The 18,980-nt window shown below is 63.7% G+C and carries 19 protein-coding genes; 7 read left to right on the forward strand and 12 right to left on the reverse strand.

Annotated features, from left to right (window positions below; all coding sequences use genetic code 11):
* Positions 1 to 45 precede the first annotated feature (45 nt).
* The gene (locus tag ACJ8MK_RS03855) at positions 46 to 885 is read left to right on the forward strand and encodes a helix-turn-helix transcriptional regulator (RefSeq protein ID WP_442517512.1); all 840 of its coding nucleotides are present in this window, start codon (positions 46 to 48) and stop codon (positions 883 to 885) included.
* On the opposite strand, the gene ACJ8MK_RS03860 is transcribed toward ACJ8MK_RS03855, so the two are convergent.
* The 4 genes from ACJ8MK_RS03860 to prpB form a co-directional block, all read right to left on the reverse strand.
* Positions 882 to 1,511, reverse strand: coding sequence for a LysE family translocator (locus ACJ8MK_RS03860; RefSeq protein WP_025302070.1), 630 nt, complete (start codon positions 1,509 to 1,511; stop codon positions 882 to 884). The two genes, ACJ8MK_RS03855 and ACJ8MK_RS03860, sit on opposite strands and share 4 nt — an antisense overlap.
* Positions 1,512 to 1,590: 79 nt before the next feature.
* Positions 1,591 to 3,042, reverse strand: coding sequence for a bifunctional 2-methylcitrate dehydratase/aconitate hydratase (locus ACJ8MK_RS03865; protein WP_442517606.1), 1,452 nt, complete (start codon positions 3,040 to 3,042; stop codon positions 1,591 to 1,593).
* A 50-nt stretch (positions 3,043 to 3,092) separates the two neighbouring features.
* Positions 3,093 to 4,256 carry a bifunctional 2-methylcitrate synthase/citrate synthase gene (gene prpC, locus ACJ8MK_RS03870; protein WP_033646891.1) on the reverse strand — a complete coding sequence of 388 codons (1,164 nt, stop codon included), beginning with the start codon at positions 4,254 to 4,256 and terminating at the stop codon, positions 3,093 to 3,095.
* 33 nt (positions 4,257 to 4,289) lie between these two features.
* A complete protein-coding gene (gene prpB / locus ACJ8MK_RS03875; RefSeq protein ID WP_308333099.1) occupies positions 4,290 to 5,180 on the reverse strand; it encodes a methylisocitrate lyase in 891 nt (296 codons plus the stop codon).
* Positions 5,181 to 5,425: 245 nt separating this feature from the next.
* On the opposite strand from prpB, the gene prpR reads away from it, so the two are divergent.
* A complete protein-coding gene (prpR, locus tag ACJ8MK_RS03880) occupies positions 5,426 to 7,015 on the forward strand; it encodes a propionate catabolism operon regulatory protein PrpR (protein WP_442517513.1) in 1,590 nt (529 codons plus the stop codon).
* Between the two features lie 3 nt (positions 7,016 to 7,018).
* Here the strand turns inward: prpR and ACJ8MK_RS03885 are convergent, their stop codons facing one another.
* Positions 7,019 to 7,927, reverse strand: coding sequence for a DMT family transporter (locus ACJ8MK_RS03885; RefSeq protein ID WP_442517514.1), 909 nt, complete (start codon positions 7,925 to 7,927; stop codon positions 7,019 to 7,021).
* 136 nt (positions 7,928 to 8,063) lie between these two features.
* On the opposite strand from ACJ8MK_RS03885, the gene ACJ8MK_RS03890 reads away from it, so the two are divergent.
* Positions 8,064 to 8,498, forward strand: a complete 435-nt coding sequence (locus tag ACJ8MK_RS03890; RefSeq protein ID WP_033646897.1) for an Lrp/AsnC family transcriptional regulator — start codon at positions 8,064 to 8,066, stop codon at positions 8,496 to 8,498.
* On the opposite strand, the gene dinG is transcribed toward ACJ8MK_RS03890, so the two are convergent.
* From dinG to ACJ8MK_RS03910, 4 genes are all read right to left on the reverse strand, one after another.
* Positions 8,499 to 10,697 carry an ATP-dependent DNA helicase DinG gene (gene dinG, locus ACJ8MK_RS03895; RefSeq protein WP_033637643.1) on the reverse strand — a complete coding sequence of 733 codons (2,199 nt, stop codon included), beginning with the start codon at positions 10,695 to 10,697 and terminating at the stop codon, positions 8,499 to 8,501.
* A 66-nt stretch (positions 10,698 to 10,763) separates the two neighbouring features.
* Entirely contained in the window at positions 10,764 to 11,156 is a 393-nt protein-coding gene (locus tag ACJ8MK_RS03900) for a tautomerase family protein (RefSeq protein WP_033646903.1), read from the reverse strand.
* Positions 11,146 to 11,478 (reverse strand): carboxymuconolactone decarboxylase family protein, encoded by a 333-nt coding sequence (locus ACJ8MK_RS03905; protein WP_164037354.1) that lies wholly within the window; start codon positions 11,476 to 11,478, stop codon positions 11,146 to 11,148. Before ACJ8MK_RS03905 ends, ACJ8MK_RS03900 begins: the two co-directional genes overlap by 11 nt.
* A gap of 124 nt (positions 11,479 to 11,602) precedes the next feature.
* A complete protein-coding gene (locus ACJ8MK_RS03910; protein ID WP_041034091.1) occupies positions 11,603 to 12,259 on the reverse strand; it encodes a glutathione S-transferase family protein in 657 nt (218 codons plus the stop codon).
* A gap of 241 nt (positions 12,260 to 12,500) precedes the next feature.
* Between ACJ8MK_RS03910 and ompC the strand changes: the two genes are divergently transcribed.
* The 3 genes from ompC (at position 12,501) to ACJ8MK_RS03925 (ending at position 15,477) form a co-directional block, all read left to right on the forward strand.
* Positions 12,501 to 13,598 carry a porin OmpC gene (gene ompC / locus ACJ8MK_RS03915; protein ID WP_033646909.1) on the forward strand — a complete coding sequence of 366 codons (1,098 nt, stop codon included), beginning with the start codon at positions 12,501 to 12,503 and terminating at the stop codon, positions 13,596 to 13,598.
* Positions 13,599 to 13,777: 179 nt separating this feature from the next.
* Positions 13,778 to 14,629, forward strand: coding sequence for a GNAT family N-acetyltransferase (locus ACJ8MK_RS03920; protein ID WP_033653416.1), 852 nt, complete (start codon positions 13,778 to 13,780; stop codon positions 14,627 to 14,629).
* Between the two features lie 17 nt (positions 14,630 to 14,646).
* Positions 14,647 to 15,477: a 5'-nucleotidase, lipoprotein e(P4) family gene (locus tag ACJ8MK_RS03925; protein WP_049233841.1), complete on the forward strand. Its 831-nt coding sequence runs from the start codon at positions 14,647 to 14,649 to the stop codon at positions 15,475 to 15,477.
* A 3-nt stretch (positions 15,478 to 15,480) separates the two neighbouring features.
* On the opposite strand, the gene ACJ8MK_RS03930 is transcribed toward ACJ8MK_RS03925, so the two are convergent.
* The 3 genes from ACJ8MK_RS03930 to ACJ8MK_RS03940 form a co-directional block, all read right to left on the reverse strand.
* Entirely contained in the window at positions 15,481 to 15,999 is a 519-nt protein-coding gene (locus ACJ8MK_RS03930) for a GNAT family N-acetyltransferase (RefSeq protein ID WP_085286365.1), read from the reverse strand.
* A 2-nt stretch (positions 16,000 to 16,001) separates the two neighbouring features.
* Positions 16,002 to 16,571 (reverse strand): helix-turn-helix domain-containing protein, encoded by a 570-nt coding sequence (locus tag ACJ8MK_RS03935; protein ID WP_060429744.1) that lies wholly within the window; start codon positions 16,569 to 16,571, stop codon positions 16,002 to 16,004.
* Positions 16,572 to 16,757: 186 nt separating this feature from the next.
* Positions 16,758 to 18,212 carry an MFS transporter gene (locus ACJ8MK_RS03940; RefSeq protein WP_033646916.1) on the reverse strand — a complete coding sequence of 485 codons (1,455 nt, stop codon included), beginning with the start codon at positions 18,210 to 18,212 and terminating at the stop codon, positions 16,758 to 16,760.
* A 103-nt stretch (positions 18,213 to 18,315) separates the two neighbouring features.
* On the opposite strand from ACJ8MK_RS03940, the gene ACJ8MK_RS03945 reads away from it, so the two are divergent.
* A complete protein-coding gene (locus ACJ8MK_RS03945; protein WP_033637630.1) occupies positions 18,316 to 18,969 on the forward strand; it encodes a helix-turn-helix transcriptional regulator in 654 nt (217 codons plus the stop codon).
* Positions 18,970 to 18,980 lie beyond the last annotated feature (11 nt).

An 18,980-nucleotide genomic window follows, 5' to 3' on the forward strand; every position in this document is an offset into this window, starting at 1 on the left:
TATATAGCCATTTATACTATTACTGACAGCAACAGGACGGCCGACATGCCCCCACGCACCCTCGAACGCACCCGCCACGAACTGGGGGATTTTCTGCGGCAAAAGCGAGAACAACTGTCGCCGGAGGCAGTCGGCTTGCCGAGCGGCAGCCGCCGCCGCACGCCGGGCTTGCGGCGCGAGGAGGTGGCGGCGCTGGCCGGCGTCGGCCTCACCTGGTACACCTGGCTGGAGCAAGGCAGGGAAATCAATGCGTCGGTGACGTTTTTGGAAAATCTGGCGCGGGTGCTGCAGCTCGACGCCGCCGGCCGCTACCACCTGTTCTTATTGGCGCATCAGCGCCCGCCGGTGCCGGTTGGGCATCAGTGGTGCCAGGTTTCGCCGTTGGTGCGGCGTCTGCTGGACGATTTGGCGCTGCGGCCGGCCTACGTCATGAACCTCAGTTGGGACATCATCGCCTGGAATCCGGCGGCGCAGCGGCTGTTCGCCATCGGCGAGCGCCCGGCGCAAGAGCGCAACATGTTGTGGATGCTGTTTGCCGATCCGCAGCTTAATGCGCGCCTGCTGGAGTGGCGGGCGCAGGCGCCGCAAATCCTGGCCAGCTTCCGCCGCGACTACGCCCGTGCGCCGGAGGATGAGGTGATGCGCCAACGGGTACAGGCGCTGGAGCAGGTATCGCCGCAGTTCCGCCAGCTCTGGCGGCAGCATGATATTCACGGACGCTGTCAGGGGCGGCGCAGCTTCGTCGTCCCGGAGATCGGCCCGGTCACCTTTGACCATGCCTCTTTCATCGTCGACGAAGAGAACCACCTGCGGCTGGTGATGTACAGCGCGCTGCCGGACGAACCGGCCAGCGCGGCGTTTGAAGCGCTGCTGCGTGAGGATTAACGACGGCTGTCGAAAATGAGTTTGCAGGCCAGCCCGGCGAATACGCCGCTCAGCAGGTAGTTCGGCCAGCGGGCGCTGAAACGGCGGCCGGCGAAACGGCTTTTCATGCCGCTGACCGCCAGGATCACCCCGCCGTTAATCAGCAAGCCGACCAGATTCAGCACCGTCGCCAGCGCCAGCATCTGCACCACCACCGAGCCGGCGCGCGGATCGATAAACTGCGGGAACAGCGCCAGCACGAACAGCGCCATCTTCGGGTTGAGGATGTTGGTGAACAATCCCTGACGGAAAATGCGCGCCGTCGGCACCGCCTGCAACCCGGCGGAAGCCTGCAGACTGCTGCCGGATCGCAGCGTTTTCCACGCCAGATAGAGCAGATAGGCCGCGCCCAACATTCTCACCGCGTCGTAAGCCAGGGGTACGGCGACGAACAGTTGCGACAACCCCAGCGCCGCCGCCAGCGCGTGGCAGTACGTGCCGAGCTGGATGCCCGCCAGCGAAGCGAAACCGGCGCGCCGCCCCTGGCTGACGCTGCGCGAAGCGATCAGCAGCATATCCGGGCCGGGGGTCAGCGCCAGCGCCACGCAGGCGCCGGAAAACAACAACAGCGTTGCGGCATCAATCATGAATCACCTGATAATAAGACGGACGGGGATGGAGCCTCCATCATAGCGGCGCCGACGTGGCTTGTCAGCGCCGCTCGCGTCAGATCACCCACAAATCGAGGTACTCGTTGACCGGCATCTGCGCCAGCCGCTGCCGATCCAGCGACACCTCGAGAATGCGCTGCTGCTGCAGGGCCGGGAACTGGCGCGCCAGGTTGGTTTTGAACTTCTCGATCAGCAGCGGGATGCCCTCTTCGCGCCGCCGCGCATGGCCGATAGGATACTCCACCGCCACCTCATCCAGACGGCTGCCGTCGGTAAACTCCACCGTCAGCGCATTGGCGATCGAGCGTTTTTCCGGATCGTGATAATCGCGGGTGAAGGCGGGATCTTCATGGCAGCGGATCTTGCCGCGCAACGCATCGATGCGCGGATCCTCGGCCACCCGATCCTCGTAGTCCGCGGCCGTCAGCCGGCCGAACAGCAGCGGGATCGCCACCATATACTGAATGCAGTGATCGCGATCCGCCGGGTTATCCAGCGGCCCCTGCTTGTCGATAATGCGCAGGCAGGCCTCGTGGGTGCGGATGCTCACCCTGGCGATGTCGGCGGCGGTTTTACCGGCGGCCTGCATCTGGCGATGCAGCGTCATGGCCGCTTCCACGGCGGTCTGGGCATGGAACTCCGCCGGGAACGAAATTTTAAACAGCACGTTCTCCATCACGTACGCGCCGTACGGCCGCTGGAAGCGGAAAGGTTTGCCGTTGAAAGAGACGTCGTAGAACCCCCAGGTCGGCGCCGTCAGCGCCGAGGGATAGCCCATCTCGCCGGTGGCGGCCATCAGCGCCAGCCGCACCGCGCGCGCGGTCGCATCCCCCGCAGCCCAGGATTTGCGGGTGCCGGCGTTCGGCGCATGGCGATAGGTACGCAGCGACTGCCCGTCCACCCACGCCAGCGACACCGCATTCAGGATCTCCGCCCGGCTCAGGCCGAGCATCTGCGCCACCACCGCGGTGGACGCCACCTTCACCAGCAGCACGTGATCCAACCCCACCCGGTTAAAGGCATTTTCCAGCGCCAGGCAGCCCTGGATCTCATGCGCCTTGATCATGGCGATCAGCACCTGCCGCATGGTCAGCGGCGCTTTGCCCGCCGCCACCGCCTGGCGCGAGAGCCAGTCGGCCACCGCCAGGATCCCGCCCAGGTTGTCCGACGGGTGCCCCCACTCCGCCGCCAGCCAGGTATCGTTGAAGTCGAGCCAGCGAATCATGGCGCCGATATTGAACGCCGCCTGCACCGGATCCAGCTGGAAGCGGGTGCCCGGCACCCGACTACCGTTCAGCACCTCGGCGCCCGGCACCACCGGCCCCAGCAGTTTCTTGCAGGCCGGATAGCTCAGCGCCTCCAGCCCGCAGCCGAGGGTATCGAGCAGGCAATAGTGGGCGGTGCGGTACGCCGCCGGGGTATCGACGGCCTCTTTCATCACATAATCGACGATATCGACCATTTCGCGATCGAACGGCGGACGGCGGGTGTTGGCAGACTCAAGCATCATGATTCCCAAAGGCTCCATAGTGAAAACGACACGATAGCGATCGGCGCTCAGCGCTGATCCAGCGGTACGAACGCCCGCGCTTCCGGCCCGGTATAGTTGGCGGACGGGCGAATGATTTTGTTGTCCTGCCGTTGCTCGATGATGTGCGCCGACCAGCCGCTCACCCGCGCCATGACAAACAGCGGCGTGAACATTTCGGTGGGCACCCCCAGCTGGTGATAAGACACCGCCGAGAACCAGTCGAGGTTGGGGAACATCTTTTTGGTGTCGCGCATCACGCTTTCCAGCCGATCGGCGATGTCATACAGCTTCATCGCCCCCGCCTCCCGCGACAGGCGCAGCGCGATCTCTTTGATCACCTGATGGCGCGGATCGGAGACGGTGTACACCGGGTGCCCGAAGCCGATCACCACCTCTTTGTTGTCGATGCGGCGGCGAATGTCGGCCTCCGCTTCGTCCGGCGTTTCATAGCGTTGCTGGATCTCCAGCGACACCTCGTTGGCGCCGCCGTGCTTCGGCCCACGCAGCGCGCCAATGGCGCCGACGATCGCCGAATAGACGTCGGATCCGGTGCCGGCGATCACCCGGCCGGCGAAGGTCGAGGCGTTGAACTCATGCTCGGCGTACAGGATCAATGACGCGTGCATCGCCTGCTCCCAACTGGCGGAAGGCGCTTCGCCGTGCAGCAGGTGCAGGAAGTGGCCGCCGATGGAGTCGTCGTCGGTCTCCGGCTGAATGCGCTCGCCGTTGTGGCTGTAGTGATACCAATACAGCAGCATCGATCCCAGCGACGCCAGCAGCCGGTCGGCGATGTCGCGCGCACCGGCCGCGCCGTGCTGCTCTTTTTCAGGCAGCGTGCAGCCAAGGGCCGAGACGCCGGTACGCATCACGTCCATCGGGTGAGACGCCGCAGGCAACGCCTCGAGCACCGTGCGCACGCTGGCGGGCAGGCCGCGCAGGGCTTTGAGACGGTGTTTGTAGGCCTGTAGCTCATCGCGGTTGGGCAACTTGCCGTGGATCAGCAGGTGGGCAACCTCTTCAAACTCGCAGTGGCGCGCGAGATCGAGAATGTCGTAACCGCGATAGTGCAGATCGTTGCCGCTGCGCCCTACGGAGCACAGCGCGGTATTCCCGGCGGGCACGCCGGATAACGCCACGGATTTTTTCGGCTTAACGCCAGTCGGGCTTTGCGGGGGGATCGCTTGGCTCATACCGTCCTCGTTTGGCTTGTGCGTGAATGGCGCCTATTCGTCGCGCTGGCGAGCGAACAGGGCGTCGAGTTTCTCTTCGAACAAATAGTAGTTGATGCTTTCATACAGCTCGTTGCGGGTCTGCATGGTGTCGATGACGCTTTTCTGCGTGCCCTCCTCGCGCAAAGCGCGGTACACCCGCTCCGCCGCGCGGTTCATCGCCCGGAAGGCCGACAGCGGATACAGCGCCATATCCACCTGGGCGCTGCGCAGCTCGTCGGTGGTAAACAGCGGCGTTGCGCCGAATTCGGTGATGTTGGCCAGGATCGGCACCTGCGTCGCCTCAGCAAAGCGGCGGTACATGCCCAGCTCGGTGATCGCTTCCGGAAACAGCATGTCGGCTCCGGCCGCCACGTAAGCCTGAGCGCGCTCGATGGCCGCCTCCAGCCCCTCCACCGCCAGCGCATCGGTGCGCGCCATGATCACGAAGTCCGGATCGCTGCGCGCATCCACCGCCGCCTTGATGCGATCCACCATCTCTCCGGTGGAAACGATGGCCTTATTGGGGCGATGGCCGCAGCGCTTGGCGCCGACCTGATCTTCGATATGCAGCGCCGCCGCCCCGGCCTTGCTCACCGATCGCACCGTGCGGGCGACGTTGAACGCCGAAGCGCCGAAACCGCTGTCCACATCCACCAGCAGCGGCAGCGGGCAAACGTCGGTGATGCGGCGAATGTCGGTCAGCACATCGCCCAGGGTCGAAATGCCCAGATCCGGCAGCCCCAGCGAACCGGCCGCCACGCCGCCGCCGGAAAGGTAGATGGCCTGGAATCCGGCCCGCTGGGCCAGCAGCGCATGGTTGGCGTTGATCGCGCCGGCGATTTGCAGGGGTTTTTCTTTACTCAGGGCCTGACGAAAGGCGAGCCCGGGTGAGCGCAGCGTCATGACGTTTTCTCCGATTAGCCAGATGAAACAGACAGAGCAAGGGGCGGGCCAGGTTGCACTTCGGTGAGGGGAAAAATTAAAATCGATAAAAATAAGCGAGTTACAACATCTGCAGCGCCATTGGCCAGACAAAGAGGTAAAAAACGTTTCAGCTAACGTTTCAATTGCTGTTTCACGCAGTAAATTTGAAACATAACTGAAACCGGGCTACACCTAATGCAGCCACTTCCATTCGGTAACCCACCATGAGCGATCACGTCACGCCGGACAAACCGGTGATCTGGACCGTCTCCATCACCCGCCTGTTCGATCTGTTCCGGGACATCAGCCTCGAGTTCGACCATCTGGCGACCATCATCCCGATCCGCCTCGGCTTTGAGGAGGCGGTGCAGCACATCCGCGCCCGCCTGGCTACCGAGCCTTGCGACGCCATCATCGCCGCCGGCTCCAACGGCGCCTACCTGAAAAGCCGCCTGTCGGTGCCGGTCATCCTGGTCAAGCCCGGCGGCTTCGACCTGCTGCAGGCGCTGAGCAAGGCGCGCAGAACCGCCGATCGGATCGGCGTCATCACCTATAAAACCCCTCTGCCCGCGCTGCTGGAGTTCCAGCAGACCTTCGATCTGCCGCTGGAGCAGCGCAGCTACGTCACCGAAGAGGACGCGCGCGGCCAGATCGCCGAGCTGAAAGCCGCCGGCATTCAGGCCGTGGTTGGAGCGGGCCTCATCAGCGAGTTGGCGGAAGAGGCCGGGCTCACCGCCATTTTTCTCTATTCCGCCGCCACCCTGCGCGCCGCCTTCAGCGATGCGCTGGACGTAACGCGCCTGATGCTGGGCGGCGGCAAACGCGGCGGCGATTACGCCGCGCGCAATACCCTGCAGCCGCGCTACGGGCTGGGCGATTTGCAGGGCAAGTCCCTGCAGATGGAGCAGACGCGGCGCACCATCATGCTGTACGCCCGCTCGCCGGCGGCGGTATTAATTGAGGGAGAAACCGGCACCGGCAAGGAGCTGGCGGCGCAGGCTATCCACCGGGAATACTTTTCCCGGCGCGGCGCGCCGGCCAGGGGCGCGACGCCGCCGTTCGTCGCCATCAACTGCGGCGCCATCGCCGAATCGCTGCTGGAGGCGGAGCTGTTCGGCTATGAGGAAGGCGCCTTTACCGGCTCACGGCGCGGCGGCCGACGCGGACTGCTGGAAACCGCTAACGGCGGCACTCTGTTTCTGGATGAGATCGGCGAAATGCCGCTGCACCTGCAAACCCGGCTGCTGCGCGCGCTGGAAGAGAAGGCCGTCACCCGGGTCGGCGGGCAGCAGCCGGTGGCGGTCGACTTTCGCGTCATCAGCGCCACCCACAACCACCTGGAGCAGGCGATTCAACGGGGCGGCTTTCGCGCCGATCTGTTCTACCGCCTGAGCGCCCTGCGGCTGCAGCTGCCGCCATTGCGGGCGCGCGGCGACGATATCGCGATGCTGGCGGAACACTTTCTGAAGCGGTCGCTGGCGGCGCTCGACGTGCCGCTGACGGAGCCGCTGCGCGCCGCCCTGGCCGGCTGTTACGCCGCGCTGAGTCATTACGCCTGGCCCGGCAACCTGCGCGAACTGCGCAACATGATGGAGCGGGTGGCGCTGATGCTGAGCACCGGCACCGCGCCGAGCGGCGAGACGCTGCGCTGGCTGCTGCCGGAGCTGGCGGCGGCCACGCCGCCCGAGACGCCGCCAGCGCCCGTCTCCGCCCACGAAGCGCTGGCGCGATGCGGAGGCGACCACGCCGCCGCCGCCCGATTGCTCGGGATCAGCCGCACCACCTTATGGCGCCGGCTGAAAAAAACGAACTGAGCATCAGCCGGCGCGCCGGCCGTCCGAGGCCGGCAGCAGCCGCGCTCGCCGCTCGCCCAGCAGGTTCATGCCCGCCGCCGCCAGCAGGATGATCGCCGCGCCCAACAGCTGCCAGGCCGACAGCTGGTGGCCAAACGCCAGGCGATCCACCAGCATGGCGGCGATCGGGTAGATGAACGACAGCGAGCCGATCAGGTTGGTCGGCAGCTTCTGCAGCGCGCCGTACATCAGCACGTACATCAGGCCGGTGTGCAGCACGCCGAGCGTCGCCAGCATGCCCCACTGCCCAGCGCTGGCCGAAACGTGGAAATCCACCAGCGGCAACAGCATCACCGCCCCTACCGCCACCTGGATCAGCGCAATAAGATGCGGCGGCGTGCCCTTCAGCCGCTTGGCCGCCAGCGCCATCAGGGCATAGAAAAACGCCGCGCCGAGCGCCAGCGCGATACCCGCCAAATAATGACTCTGTTCCCCCGCCTGCCGCGGCTGCGCCAGTACCACCAGCATCATGCCGCCGAACGCCAGCCCCAGCCACAGCAGCTTGCGGGCGGTCAGCCGTTCCCCCAGAAACAGCGCCCCCAGCCCCACCAGCATAAACGGCTGGGTGTTGTACACCGCCGTGGCGATGGAGATAGAGGCATAGGAATAGGCGGCAAACAGCAGCAGCCAGTTGATCACCAGCGCCACCCCACCGGCGATCGCCAGCAGCAGCGTGGCGCGCGTCAGCACATCGCGGCGCAGCTGCCCCAGCGCGCCGCACACCGCCAGCAGCACCAGCGCCCCCACCGCGCAGCGCCAAAACACCACGTTGACCACCGGCTGGCCGGACATCAGCACAAACCAGCCGATGGAGCCGGAAATCAGCATCGCCGCCGTCATCTCCAGCGAGCCGCGTTTTATCTCTGCATTCATTCTGCGTTCCTCCAAACTTGCCCAGAGGCATAGCTTGCGGCTTCGCCGGGCGGCTTTCCATAGCATAAAAAAGGCAGATATGCTTAACTGCCTTTTTCTCGTAGTTATAATAAAGAAAATACCTAACGGAGGCGTTATGGATGATATCGATCGCCAGATCCTGACTCTTTTGGCGCAGGACGCGCGCGCGTCGTTGAAGACGCTGAGCGCGCAGGTGGGGCTGTCGTCGCCGAGCACGTCGGAAAGGCTGCGGCGGCTGGAGGAAAGCGGCGTGATCCAGGGCTATACCCTGAACGTCAATCTGCAGGCGGTGGGCTACGCCTTCGAGTCGCTGGTGCGCATCAAGCCGCTGCCGGGCATGCTGAAGAAGGTCGAGCAGCTGATTCAGGCGATACCGGAAGTGGTCGAATGCGATAAGGTGACCGGCGAAGACTGCTTTATCGTGCGGCTGGTGGCGCACTCGATGGCGCAGCTCGACCACACCCTCGATCGGCTGGCCGAGCATGCGCAGAGCAACACCTCGATCGTGAAAACCACGCCGGTTAAACGCCGCCTGCCGCCGCTGCTCTGATTAACGCCGCCGCTTGCGGGCGAACGGGTTGCCGCGCTTCTTCTCTTTTTTGGCCGCGTCGGCGGCGGATTTCAGCGCCGCCAGATGCGCCTTGTCGGCCTCCGGCACCGCGCGCTGTTCGATCGGGAACACCGGCAGCGACGCCAACAGCCGCGAACCGTAGTTTTTGGTCAACAGCCGGCGATCGTAGATCACGATCTCGCCGTAGCATTGGTTGCTGCGGATCAGGCGGCCGACCTGCTGGATCAGGTTGAACGAGGCGCTCGGCAGGCTCTGCACTTCGAACGGATAGCGCTTCAGCGATTTCAGCCACTCGCCTTCGGTAATGATCACCGGGCTGTCGATCGGCGGGAACGCAATTTTGTGAATGTGTACCTGGGTCAGCAGCTCGCCTTTCAGATCCAGCCCTTCGGCGAACGATTGCAGCCCCACCAGCACGCTGGCGACGCCCTTCTCCACCCGCTTGCGGTGCTCTTCCACCAGCCGGTAGCGCGGCTGGTCGCCCTGCACCAGCAGCATCAGCCGCAGATCGGTCACGTAGCTGAGGAAAGTCTGCATCGCCCGGTGGCTGCTGAACAGGATCAGCATGCCTTTGTGTTTGCCGCTCGCCTGCTCAGCGCGGAAACATCGCGCCATCTCCTCAAGGTGCTCCGCCTCGTTGGCGAGCGCCGGTTCGTAGCGCATCTGCGGAATGACAATCTTGCCCTGTTCGACGTGATTGAACGGCGAAGAGAGCGTTTCGAAACGATCGCCGGCCTTCTCGCTCAGCCCGCTCATCTCCTGCAAACGCGCGAAGCTGTTCAGCGAACGCAGCGTGGCCGAGGTGACCACCACGTGCGGCACCTTGCGCCACAGCAGCTTCTCCAGCTGGTCGCTGACGCGGATGCCGACGCAGTGCAGGTAAAGATGAGTGACGTTATCGCGCAGCTCGCGCGTGACCCATTTGGAGATCGGCGCGTTGGAGGATTTGTCGAGCGCCGCCAGCCGCCACAGCTTGCTCATCGCCTCCAGATAACCCAGCGTGCGGCTCATCTGAATGATCGACCGGTGCAGGCGCACGATGTCATGCTTGCCGGTCTGCTCGGTGAGATCGTTAAGCACGAACTCCGCCAGCCCGCGCAGCGCGTCGGTCAGTTTAAACAACCGCGCGCAGCTCTCCACCATCTCCGCCGGCAGCTCGCCCATTTCAAAACGGTGCTCGGCCGCCACGCTGTCGCCGGGCAGATAGGCGCTGACCTGATGCTCGAAGATCTGCACCAGCTCGCGCAGCTCCTCGCAATGGTTTTTCAGCCGCTCGCTGTTGGCCAGCCCCGGCGGATTCTTCGGCCGGTACTGCGTCATACACTGCTCGACCTGGCGCACGATCATGTCCAGCTGCAGGTTGGTCGACAGCGCGGTGATTTCCCCGTCGATCTCCAGCGCGTCGCGCGCCACCTCCGGCAAATGGTGGCCTTCGTCCAGCACCAGCAGCAGCTCTTTCGGGTTCGGCAGCACCGATTCCGTCTCCAGCGCCGCCATCACCAGGGCGTGGTTGGCCACCACCACGTCGGCGCTCTCGATCTCTTTGCGGGCGATATAGAACGGGCATTCGCGAATGTAGTGGCAGTTGCGCCCCAGGCAGTTGGCCTTGTCGGTGCTCAGCTTGGCCCACAGCGGATCGTCGATGCTCTGCTGATAGTGATCGCGCAGCCCGTCCCACTCGAAGCGGGCCAGCGCCTTGGTCAGCTTCTGGCACAGCGCCTGCTCTTCGCCACTGGACGGCGCCAGCTCGTCGTCGAGGAACAGCGTCAGATCGCCCTGTTGGCTAACGTCGGTGCTCATCGCCGCCAGATTGCGCGGGCACACGTAACGCCCGCGGCCAAAGGCGCCGGTAAATTTCAGATCGGGGATAATCTTCTTCAGCAGCGGCAAATCCTTGCTGTAGATCTGGTCCTGCAGCGCCACGTTGGCGGTGCTGACCACCAGCGGTTTGCTCTCCGCCCGCCCGACGGCGATGCCCGGGATCAGGTAAGACAGCGTTTTGCCGACGCCGGTCGGCGCCTCGATCGCCAGATGGCGCGGGTAGTCGCCGGCCAGCGTCTTCGCCACCTCGGCGATCATCTGGCGCTGGGGCGCACGGGAAATGAAATCCGGTATTTGCTGCTGCAGGGCTTTGTACCACTGGCCAATCTGATCTTTAACTGCGGAGGAGAGCGCCATTCAACTCTTATCTAAACGAAATGATGGCGCCATTGTCCCACAGACCGCCCGCGGCGTCAGCCCGAGTTACGCCTGCGGATCGATCATCGAGGCGCGCCCGGCGCTGAACGACCACTCGTCCAACTGGGTGGTGGTGATCACCACCATCACATCCTCGGGGCGCAGCCGCAGGTTTTCCGCCAGCAGCGCCGCCAGCCGCCCGTAGAAGCGCCGCTTGGTGTCGGTGTCGCGCGGCCGCCCGGCGGTGATGTAAAACAGCACGAAATCCGCGCTGCGCGGCCCGCCGAGATAGTCGCGATCGTAAATAAGCTCACCGGGGCGGTATTGATCGATCACCTGAAATTTATCCGTCGGCGGCACCTCAAAGGCCTCCACCAGCGCCTGATGCAGGCTGTCGGACAAGGTTTGCAGATAGTCGGCGGATTTGCCCTGATGCAGGGCGATGCGGCTAAACGGCATGATTGGCCTCCTGTTCCAGCTCGCGCAGGCGCGCCACGGCCGATGCCGCCGCGGGCCAGCCGGCGTAGAACGCCAGATGGGTGATGAGCTCGGCCAGCTGCTGGCGCGTCACGCCGTTGCGCTGCGCCAGCTGCAGGTGAAACGGCAGCTGTTCCACGCGGTTGAGCGCCACCAGCGCGGCGACGGTAATCAGGCTTCGCTCGCGCGGGCTCAGCGCCGGCCGCTGCCAAATATCGTCAAACAAGACGCTGTCGCTGAGCTGCGCCAGCTTGGGGGCAATATCGCCGAACGCCTGCTGCCCGGCCTGGGATTCTGATGGCATCACACTCTCCTGTCAGTTGCAGATAGCCTTACGCTACCCGCCGCCGCAGCGAGTGAAAATCGGGATTTTCAGCAGTCTCGGTTCAGAAAAACGGGAGGGTTCCCCGCCGGGCGGCGGGGAGGCATCACGATTCCAACGGGGCAACACCGTCGAAATGGGCGCTCAGCAACGCATTCAGCTCCGGCCGCTGTTCCACCCGCTCTGCGATGGCGTACAGCCGCGGGCAGTGTTGCCGGAACCACGCGCGGCCCGGCCGCCAGTTGCACATCACCGCCACGTACAGATCCAACGCGCTGAAGCTCTTGCCGAGAAACCACGGGCCCGCAGCGCCGGCGGCGGCGTTCAGCTGCCGCAATAAGCGCTCGCGATAATCCATTACCGCGTTTTTCAGCTGTTCCGCCCCCGCCGCCTGCGGCTGCCAGCGCTGCGGATGGTCGGCATAGGTGAAGGTGGGGTAAATCTCCGCGTTGATGAACAGCAGCCAGCGCAGAAAACGCGGCAACAGCGGCGAGCCGCCGGGCGGCGCCAGTTCGGCGTGCGGCGCGCGATCGTGCAGCAACAGAATGATCGCCGCACTCTCCGTCATCACTTCGTCATTGGGCAACACTAAGGTGGGCACCTGGCCCAACGGGTTCAGCGCCAGCAGGCGATCGCGCTCCGGGCCGTCCTGCGTGTAGTCCACCTCCTCATAGCCCCAGGGGAAAGCGGTCAACACCAACGCGGCGGCCACGATCGTCGAGCCGCAGCCCTGCGTGCCGAACAAAGTATAAGTATCGTGCATGATTCCTCCCGCAGCGGAACAAGGTATCGATAACTGTAGACCAGCCGCCGACCGTCGGCCGAAGAAAAAATTCACTCTTTACGCGACTTTTTTAATCGTTCGACATGAAAATGAATTTTTTGTCATAAATAGATCACATTACTACGGTAAAAATTCTCCGCCGCCAACAATCAGGCGGCACAGTAAAACAGCAATGCAACTGATGATAAGCGTCTTTCAATCGAATAAAGCAGGGTAACCCATGAAACGTAATCTTCTGGCCGTTATTATTCCGGCACTTTTACTTGCGCAAGCGGCACAGGCAGCAGAAATCTACAATAAAGACGGTAACAAACTCGATTTTTACGGTCGTGTAAAGGCCCTGCATTATTTCTCCGATGATGCCGGCAACGACGGTGATAAAACCTACGTGCGTATCGGCTTTAAAGGCGCGACTCAGATTAACGATATGCTGACCGGCTACGGCCAGTGGGAATATCAGATCGCCGCCAACCACACGGAATCCGACGGCACTAAAGACACCAAAACGCGTCTGGGCTTCGCCGGTCTGAAATATAAGGATCTCGGTTCCTTCGACTACGGCCGCAACTACGGCATCATTTACGACGTCGGCGCCTGGACGGATATGATCCCTGAATTCGGCGACGATGCTTATATCAAGACCGACAACTTTATGAACGGCCGTACCAACGGCGTCGCCACCTACCGCAATAACAACTTCTTCGGACTGGTCGACGGCCTGAAATTTGCCGTGCAGTACCAGGGCAAGAACGAAAACGACGGCCGCTCCGCCAGCAAGGCGAACGGCGACGGCTGGGGCCTCTCCTCCAGCTACGAAATCATCGACGGCCTGAGCGTGGGCGCCGCCTATGCCTCTTCCAACCGCACCACCACGCAAAAAGCGGGCACCTTCGGTAAAGGCGACAAGGCCGATATCTGGGCCGGTGGTCTGAAATACGACAACAACAACGTCTACCTGGCCGCGACTTATTCGCAGAGCCGCAATATCGCGCCTATTTCCGGCACCGCCACCATCAATAACAATGCCACTTCCGTTAGCGGCTTCGCCAATAAAGCGGAAGGGATTGAATTGGTCGCGCAATATCAGTTCGACTTCGGTCTGCGCCCATCGCTGGGTTACGTTCAGCAGAAAGGCAAAGATATTGAAGGCATCGGCGACGTCGATCTGGTGAAATATTTCGACGTAGCGGCAACCTATTACTTCAACAAAAACATGTCCACTTATGTCGAATATAAAATCAACCAGCTCGATGACGACAACAAGCTGGGTCTGAAAAACGACGACGTGGTTGTTGTCGCCCTGACCTACCAGTTCTGATGTGATGAATGAATAACCACCACTGCAAACTTTAGCGTCACTTGATACCCAGAGTTTTATTTCGCCGGGCGGCTGCGTCCGGCTTTTTTGTTTTTATTTTCCCCCTGTCCAATCCCCCCGCTTGCCTTGCAAAAAAAACGGGTCTACATGTATAGCTTTCTCCCCGAGCGAAATCAGCCATGCATAACGACGGACGCTTCGACTTCCACAACGCCCTGCGCTACAGCAGCGACGAACTGGCGAACATCCTCAGCCACTGCTTTGAAAACTACATCGTGCGCTTTGTTGTCGACGGGCCGACCTTCGCCGCCCGTTTCGGCGCCGAAGATCTCAGCCTGAACGACAGCCTGATCGTCACCCACCGCCATGAACCGGTGGCGGTGGCGCTGATCGCCCGCCGCGGCCGGCACAGCCGGGTCGCGGCCTTTTCCGTGCGCCCGGAGATGCGCGGCCAGGGCCTGGGCAAGACGCTGATGCAGCGGCTGGTGGCAGACGCCCGCCACCGCGGCGACCGGCGGCTGTCGCTGGAAGTGATCGAAGGCAACGACGCCGCGCTGGCGCTGTACCACCGCGCCGGGCTGCGCATCGTGCGCACCCTGACCGGCCATCAGGCGCCGGCGGAAGCGCCGCCAGGCACGGCAGAACTGCAGGCGGTCGATCCGCTGACCGTCAGCCATCGCCTGACGGCGGAAGGCGCCACCGATCTGCCCTGGCTGATCGCCCCCGAATCGCTGTTCAAGCTGCCGGGCAAACCGCAAGCCTATACGCTCAATCGTCAGGCCTACGCCGTGGTGATGCCCGGCGCCGAGCACTGCTGGCTGCGCCTGATCTACGTGCCGCCGCAGCACCGCGGCCAGGGGCATGCGCGCGCCTTGCTGGCCGCCCTGCAAACAAGGTTCGCCCCTTTGCCGCTGACTGCCAACGTCGTTGTGCCCGAGGTGGCCGCCCCCTTCTTTACGCATCTTGGCTGGCGGCAGGATCCCCTGCGCCAGTTCGAGATGGATATGCTGCTGGACAGCCCACAAGAATAAAACCGAGAGAGATAACAATGGCAGGAAAACAGGCAAGGACACTCACCCTCGGCGCGGCGATTGGCGTCGCGCTGCTGACGTTGGCCGGTTGCGCGCAGCCGCCGCACACCGACGCGCAGGCCCAGCAGCGGCTGGCGGATCAGTCGGTGCTGGCGGTGAACTGGTTCCAACAGTCCGGCGAATACCGCGCGCTGGCGCATCAGGCGTTCAACAGCGCGCAGCGCGCCTTCGATCAGGCCAGGGCCGCGCCGGGCCGTAAAAAGGCGGTGGTGGTCGATCTGGATGAAACCATGCTGGACAACAGCGCCTACTCCGGCTGGCAGGCGCAGCAGGGCCAGCCATACGACGGCGCCACCTGGGCCAAATGGACGCAGGCCGAACAGGCCGGCGCGGTGCCGGGCGCGGTGTCGTTCGCCCGCTACGTCAACGCCCATCAGGGGACGATGTTCTACGTGTCGAACCGCAAGCAGAGCGAATACGCCGCCACGGTGGCCAACATGCAGAAGCTCGGTTTCACCGGCATGTCGGAAAAGACCGTGCTGCTCAGCACCGATACCTCCAATAAGCAGGCGCGCTTCGACGCCATCAAACAAGCCGGCTACGACATCGTGGTGTACGCGGGCGACAACCTGAACGACTTCGGCGCCGCGACTTACCACCAGGACAACGCGCAGCGCCGGGCGTTCGTCAGCGAGAACCAGAACAAGTTCGGCACTGAATTCATCGTGCTGCCCAACCCGCTGTACGGCGATTGGGAAAGCGGACTGGCCCGCGACTACAACAAGCTGACGCCGCAGCAGAAGCTGCAGGTGCGCCAACAGGCGATCAAAGCCTGGCGCGGGCGCTAAGCCTCACAGCAGTTTGTACATATAGCAGGTGGCTTCCAACGCCCCGCCGTCGCTGGCGCGGGCGTAATGCGGAATGTCGCCCGCCGCCTCGAACCCCAATTGGCGGTACAACCCCTGCGCCGCGCTGCCGCTCAGGGTATCCAGCACCAACAGGCTGCGGCGATGACGCGCCGCCAGCGCCTGCACTTCCTGCATCAACAGCCGCGCGACGCCCTGCCGCCGCGCCTGCGGGTGCACCATCAGTTTGACCACTTCCGCCCGGTGGCGGCCGTTGTCCGGCATCGCCAGCAACAGCTGCACGGTGCCGACCGGCCGACCGTTCGCCAGCGCCACCAGCATCGCACGCTCTCCCCGCGCCAGGGCCGGCAGCAACCCCTGCCAAAACGCCCGCGCCTGCTCCACTGTAAACGGCATGACAAAACCGATGCTGGCGCCGTGCGCCACGCTGGCGTGCAGCATCTCGGCCAAGTCGGCCACGGCGCTTTGCGCCGCGTCGGCGCCCCACTGTTGCAATTCAATCATGGCTATGGCCTGCAGATAACGAGCGTGTAATGAGCCGACTCATCGCCGGGGACATGGAAACGGGACGCGCCGAACAGGCGGTAGCGCAGGCAGTCGCCAGGCGACAGCCGGAAAACGCGCCCTTCCAGCGTCAATTCCAGCTGCCCGGACAGCAACCAGAGGTGATGCTCCAGCGCCGGTATCGACGGCAGGTCGTAATCAATCTGCGCGCCGGCATCGAGCCGGGCTTCGATAAACTCGGCCTTATACAGCGCGGCGGGAGGAGAAACGGAGCGACGGTGGAAACCGCTGGCGCGATCGACCCATACCGGCTGTTGCGGCGGCCGCAACAGCTCCGGCGGTTCGTCTTCGATTTCGCTCAACAGGCGCGACATGGTCAACCCGTAGGCGGCGCACAGCCGGTTCAGCAGCGACGCCGTCGGGCTGGTTTCGGCGCGCTCCACCCGCGAGAGCGTCGCCCGGCTGAGGCCGGTGCGCTGCGCCAACTCTTCCAGCGACCATCCCTGCTGCTGGCGCAAATCCGCCAGCCGCTGCGCCAACCTCAGGTCGGCAGTCTCCAAACCGTTATCCATCGCTCACACTCCGCCTTGAAATCCCATATAAGAGAAATAATCTCAAATTAGAGATATGGCAAGCGGATTTTAAAAAATGCCGCGCAGCGCGATGAATATCAGCATGCTCAGCAACACCACCGCCAGCATACTGCGCAGCAAGAACGCCACTATCACCGCAAACACCATCGAAGAAGGAGGAGCGTTCTAGCACTCGCGCGAGGGCGGGTTTTGTACAAGATTGCCCGTCTCGGCGCCCGGCGGCGCGATCGCCGCGCAGCGCCAGGCGCTGAATACCGCCAGCAGCGGCGCCAGCGCGAACGCCAGGAACAGCCAACGCGCCGCCGACGCCGCGCCCGCCGCGCCACCCGGATCGTTCAGTCCCGCCAGATTGGCGATCATCCCGGCCAGCGCCGCACCGAATGCGGTGGCGAACAGCTGCACCGTGGTAATCGAAGCGCCGGCGATATCTTTGTCCGCTTCGGGCGCCACCTGCAAAATGCGCGTCAACAGGTGCGGCCAGCCGAAGCCGATGCCGAACCCCACCAGCAACAGCGCAATGACGATTGGCGCCAGCGCCTGCCAGTGGCCGCCGGACGGCACCGGCATCAGGATCGCCAGCGCCAGCAGCCCCACCAACACAAACAGCGGCCCGCTGACGATCGCCCGGCGAATGCCCGCCCCGCGCCAACCGGAGCTGAGGATCTCGGACAACGTCCAGCCGGCGGCCATGGCGGCGGCAATATAGCCGGAGATCAGCGGCGACTGGCCGTGCAGCAGCTGCAGAAAATAGGGCACGAAGATCTCGCTGGTCATGCCGATCACCAGCAACGCGGTCGTGATGTAGAGCGCCGCCAGCGATGAGCCGCGCCGCAGCGCGCCGTGCGGCAACAGGCGGGCGCGCGAGTGCGCTTCGCGCTTCAGCAGCCAGGCCATCAGCACCAGCGAGAGCGCGATGCCCGCCAGGTTGATCCAGGCGCTGTGCGCCAGACTGCCGGCGGACACCGCCAGCACCGCCACGGTCAGCAACAGCAGCTGCGCAGTCGGCAACGGCGCGGCCGCCTGCTGCGCTTTACCCTTGGGCAGGATCAGGAAGGTAAATGCGGCGTACAGCGCCATGATCGGCAGCAGAATGCCGAAGGCCCAACGCCAGGCGTTCAGCTCGGCGAAAATGCCGCCCACCGCCGGCCCCACCAGGGTGGCGATGCCCCACATCGCCGAGATGAGCGCCATGGCGCGCGGCCACAATCGCTGCTCGAACACCAGGTTGATCATCGCGTAGGAGAGCGCAAAGATCAGCCCGCCGCCGAAGCCCTGCACCGTACGGCCGATCAGCATCACCGGCATGCTCGGCGCCAGCGCGCATAGCGCCGCCCCGGCGATGAAGAACAGCGAAGCCACCAGATAGGCGCTGCGCGCGCCGTAGCCGCTGAGCAGCCGGGCCGACAGCGCGGAACCGAGGATCGACGCCACCACGAACAGCGTGGTGTTCCAGGCGTAGAGATCCAGACCGCCGATATCCTGCACCACCGAGGGCAGAATGGTGGTGGCGACCAGAATATTGATGGCATGCAGCGCCACGCCGAGCGAAAGCGCGATCGCACTGGCCGCATTTTTGCCGGAGAAAAGGTCGCTCCAGCGGCTATCGTCATGGGTTATCACGGTTGTCGTCCTGTTTTCAGAGGAATGGCATTGAGTTGGTCATAAGATTGCGTTAAATTTAACAAGAGTTATCTTGGAATAAGTTAGGGCGAGGCGGAGAAATATGTCAAGAATAAACTTGGAAAATAGCGGCGGCACCGCACAATCGGTCAGTGACCGCTTGCTGACGCTATTGAAAACCCGCGGCCCGCAGCAAGCTTCTGACGCAGGAAAGGTGCTCGGCACCACCGGTGAGGCGGCCCGCCAGCAGTTCGTCAAGCTGGCGAAAGAGGGACTGGTCGAAGCGGTGGCGGAAACGCGCGGCGTAGGCCGCCCGGTGCAGCTGTGGCATTTGACCTCGGCCGGCAACGCGCGCTTTCCCGACACCCATGCGGATCTGACGGTGCAGCTGCTGCGCACCGTGCGCGACAAGCTGGGCGAACAGGCGCTCGACGTGCTGATCGAGACCCGCGAGCAGGAAAACCGCATCAACTACAAGCAGGCGATGATCGGCGCCGCCGATCTGCAGGAGCGCGTGGCGCGCCTGACCGAAATCCGCTGCCGCGAAGGCTATATGGCCGAATGGCGTCAGGAGGAGGACGGTTCCTATCTGCTGGTGGAAAACCACTGCCCGATCTGCGCCGCCGCCACCGTCTGCCAGGGCTTCTGCCGGGCGGAGCTGAGCATCTTCACCGAAGTGCTGCAGGCGCAGGTGGAGCGCGCCGAACACATTCTGGCCGGCTCGCGCCGCTGCGCCTACCGGATTTCGCTCCTGTAACGCCGGTTTTT

Origin of the sequence: Serratia sp. CY38905 (assembly GCF_052168875.1) — a bacterium.
Lineage (GTDB): Bacteria > Pseudomonadota > Gammaproteobacteria > Enterobacterales > Enterobacteriaceae > Serratia > Serratia sarumanii.

Excerpts from the sequence above, each read along its gene's own strand:
- ACJ8MK_RS03855 (WP_442517512.1), top strand. The coding sequence starts at position 46 with ATGCCCCCACGCACCCTCGAACGCACCCGCCACGAACTGGGGGATTTT.
- ACJ8MK_RS03860 (WP_025302070.1), bottom strand. The coding sequence starts at position 1,511 with ATGATTGATGCCGCAACGCTGTTGTTGTTTTCCGGCGCCTGCGTGGCG.
- ACJ8MK_RS03865 (WP_442517606.1), bottom strand. The coding sequence starts at position 3,042 with ATGCTTGAGTCTGCCAACACCCGCCGTCCGCCGTTCGATCGCGAAATG.
- prpC (WP_033646891.1), bottom strand. The coding sequence starts at position 4,256 with ATGAGCCAAGCGATCCCCCCGCAAAGCCCGACTGGCGTTAAGCCGAAA.
- prpB (WP_308333099.1), bottom strand. The coding sequence starts at position 5,180 with ATGACGCTGCGCTCACCCGGGCTCGCCTTTCGTCAGGCCCTGAGTAAA.
- prpR (WP_442517513.1), top strand. The coding sequence starts at position 5,426 with ATGAGCGATCACGTCACGCCGGACAAACCGGTGATCTGGACCGTCTCC.
- ACJ8MK_RS03885 (WP_442517514.1), bottom strand. The coding sequence starts at position 7,927 with ATGAATGCAGAGATAAAACGCGGCTCGCTGGAGATGACGGCGGCGATG.
- ACJ8MK_RS03890 (WP_033646897.1), top strand. The coding sequence starts at position 8,064 with ATGGATGATATCGATCGCCAGATCCTGACTCTTTTGGCGCAGGACGCG.
- dinG (WP_033637643.1), bottom strand. The coding sequence starts at position 10,697 with ATGGCGCTCTCCTCCGCAGTTAAAGATCAGATTGGCCAGTGGTACAAA.
- ACJ8MK_RS03900 (WP_033646903.1), bottom strand. The coding sequence starts at position 11,156 with ATGCCGTTTAGCCGCATCGCCCTGCATCAGGGCAAATCCGCCGACTAT.
- ACJ8MK_RS03905 (WP_164037354.1), bottom strand. The coding sequence starts at position 11,478 with ATGCCATCAGAATCCCAGGCCGGGCAGCAGGCGTTCGGCGATATTGCC.
- ACJ8MK_RS03910 (WP_041034091.1), bottom strand. The coding sequence starts at position 12,259 with ATGCACGATACTTATACTTTGTTCGGCACGCAGGGCTGCGGCTCGACG.
- ompC (WP_033646909.1), top strand. The coding sequence starts at position 12,501 with ATGAAACGTAATCTTCTGGCCGTTATTATTCCGGCACTTTTACTTGCG.
- ACJ8MK_RS03920 (WP_033653416.1), top strand. The coding sequence starts at position 13,778 with ATGCATAACGACGGACGCTTCGACTTCCACAACGCCCTGCGCTACAGC.
- ACJ8MK_RS03925 (WP_049233841.1), top strand. The coding sequence starts at position 14,647 with ATGGCAGGAAAACAGGCAAGGACACTCACCCTCGGCGCGGCGATTGGC.
- ACJ8MK_RS03930 (WP_085286365.1), bottom strand. The coding sequence starts at position 15,999 with ATGATTGAATTGCAACAGTGGGGCGCCGACGCGGCGCAAAGCGCCGTG.
- ACJ8MK_RS03935 (WP_060429744.1), bottom strand. The coding sequence starts at position 16,571 with ATGGATAACGGTTTGGAGACTGCCGACCTGAGGTTGGCGCAGCGGCTG.
- ACJ8MK_RS03945 (WP_033637630.1), top strand. The coding sequence starts at position 18,316 with ATGTCAAGAATAAACTTGGAAAATAGCGGCGGCACCGCACAATCGGTC.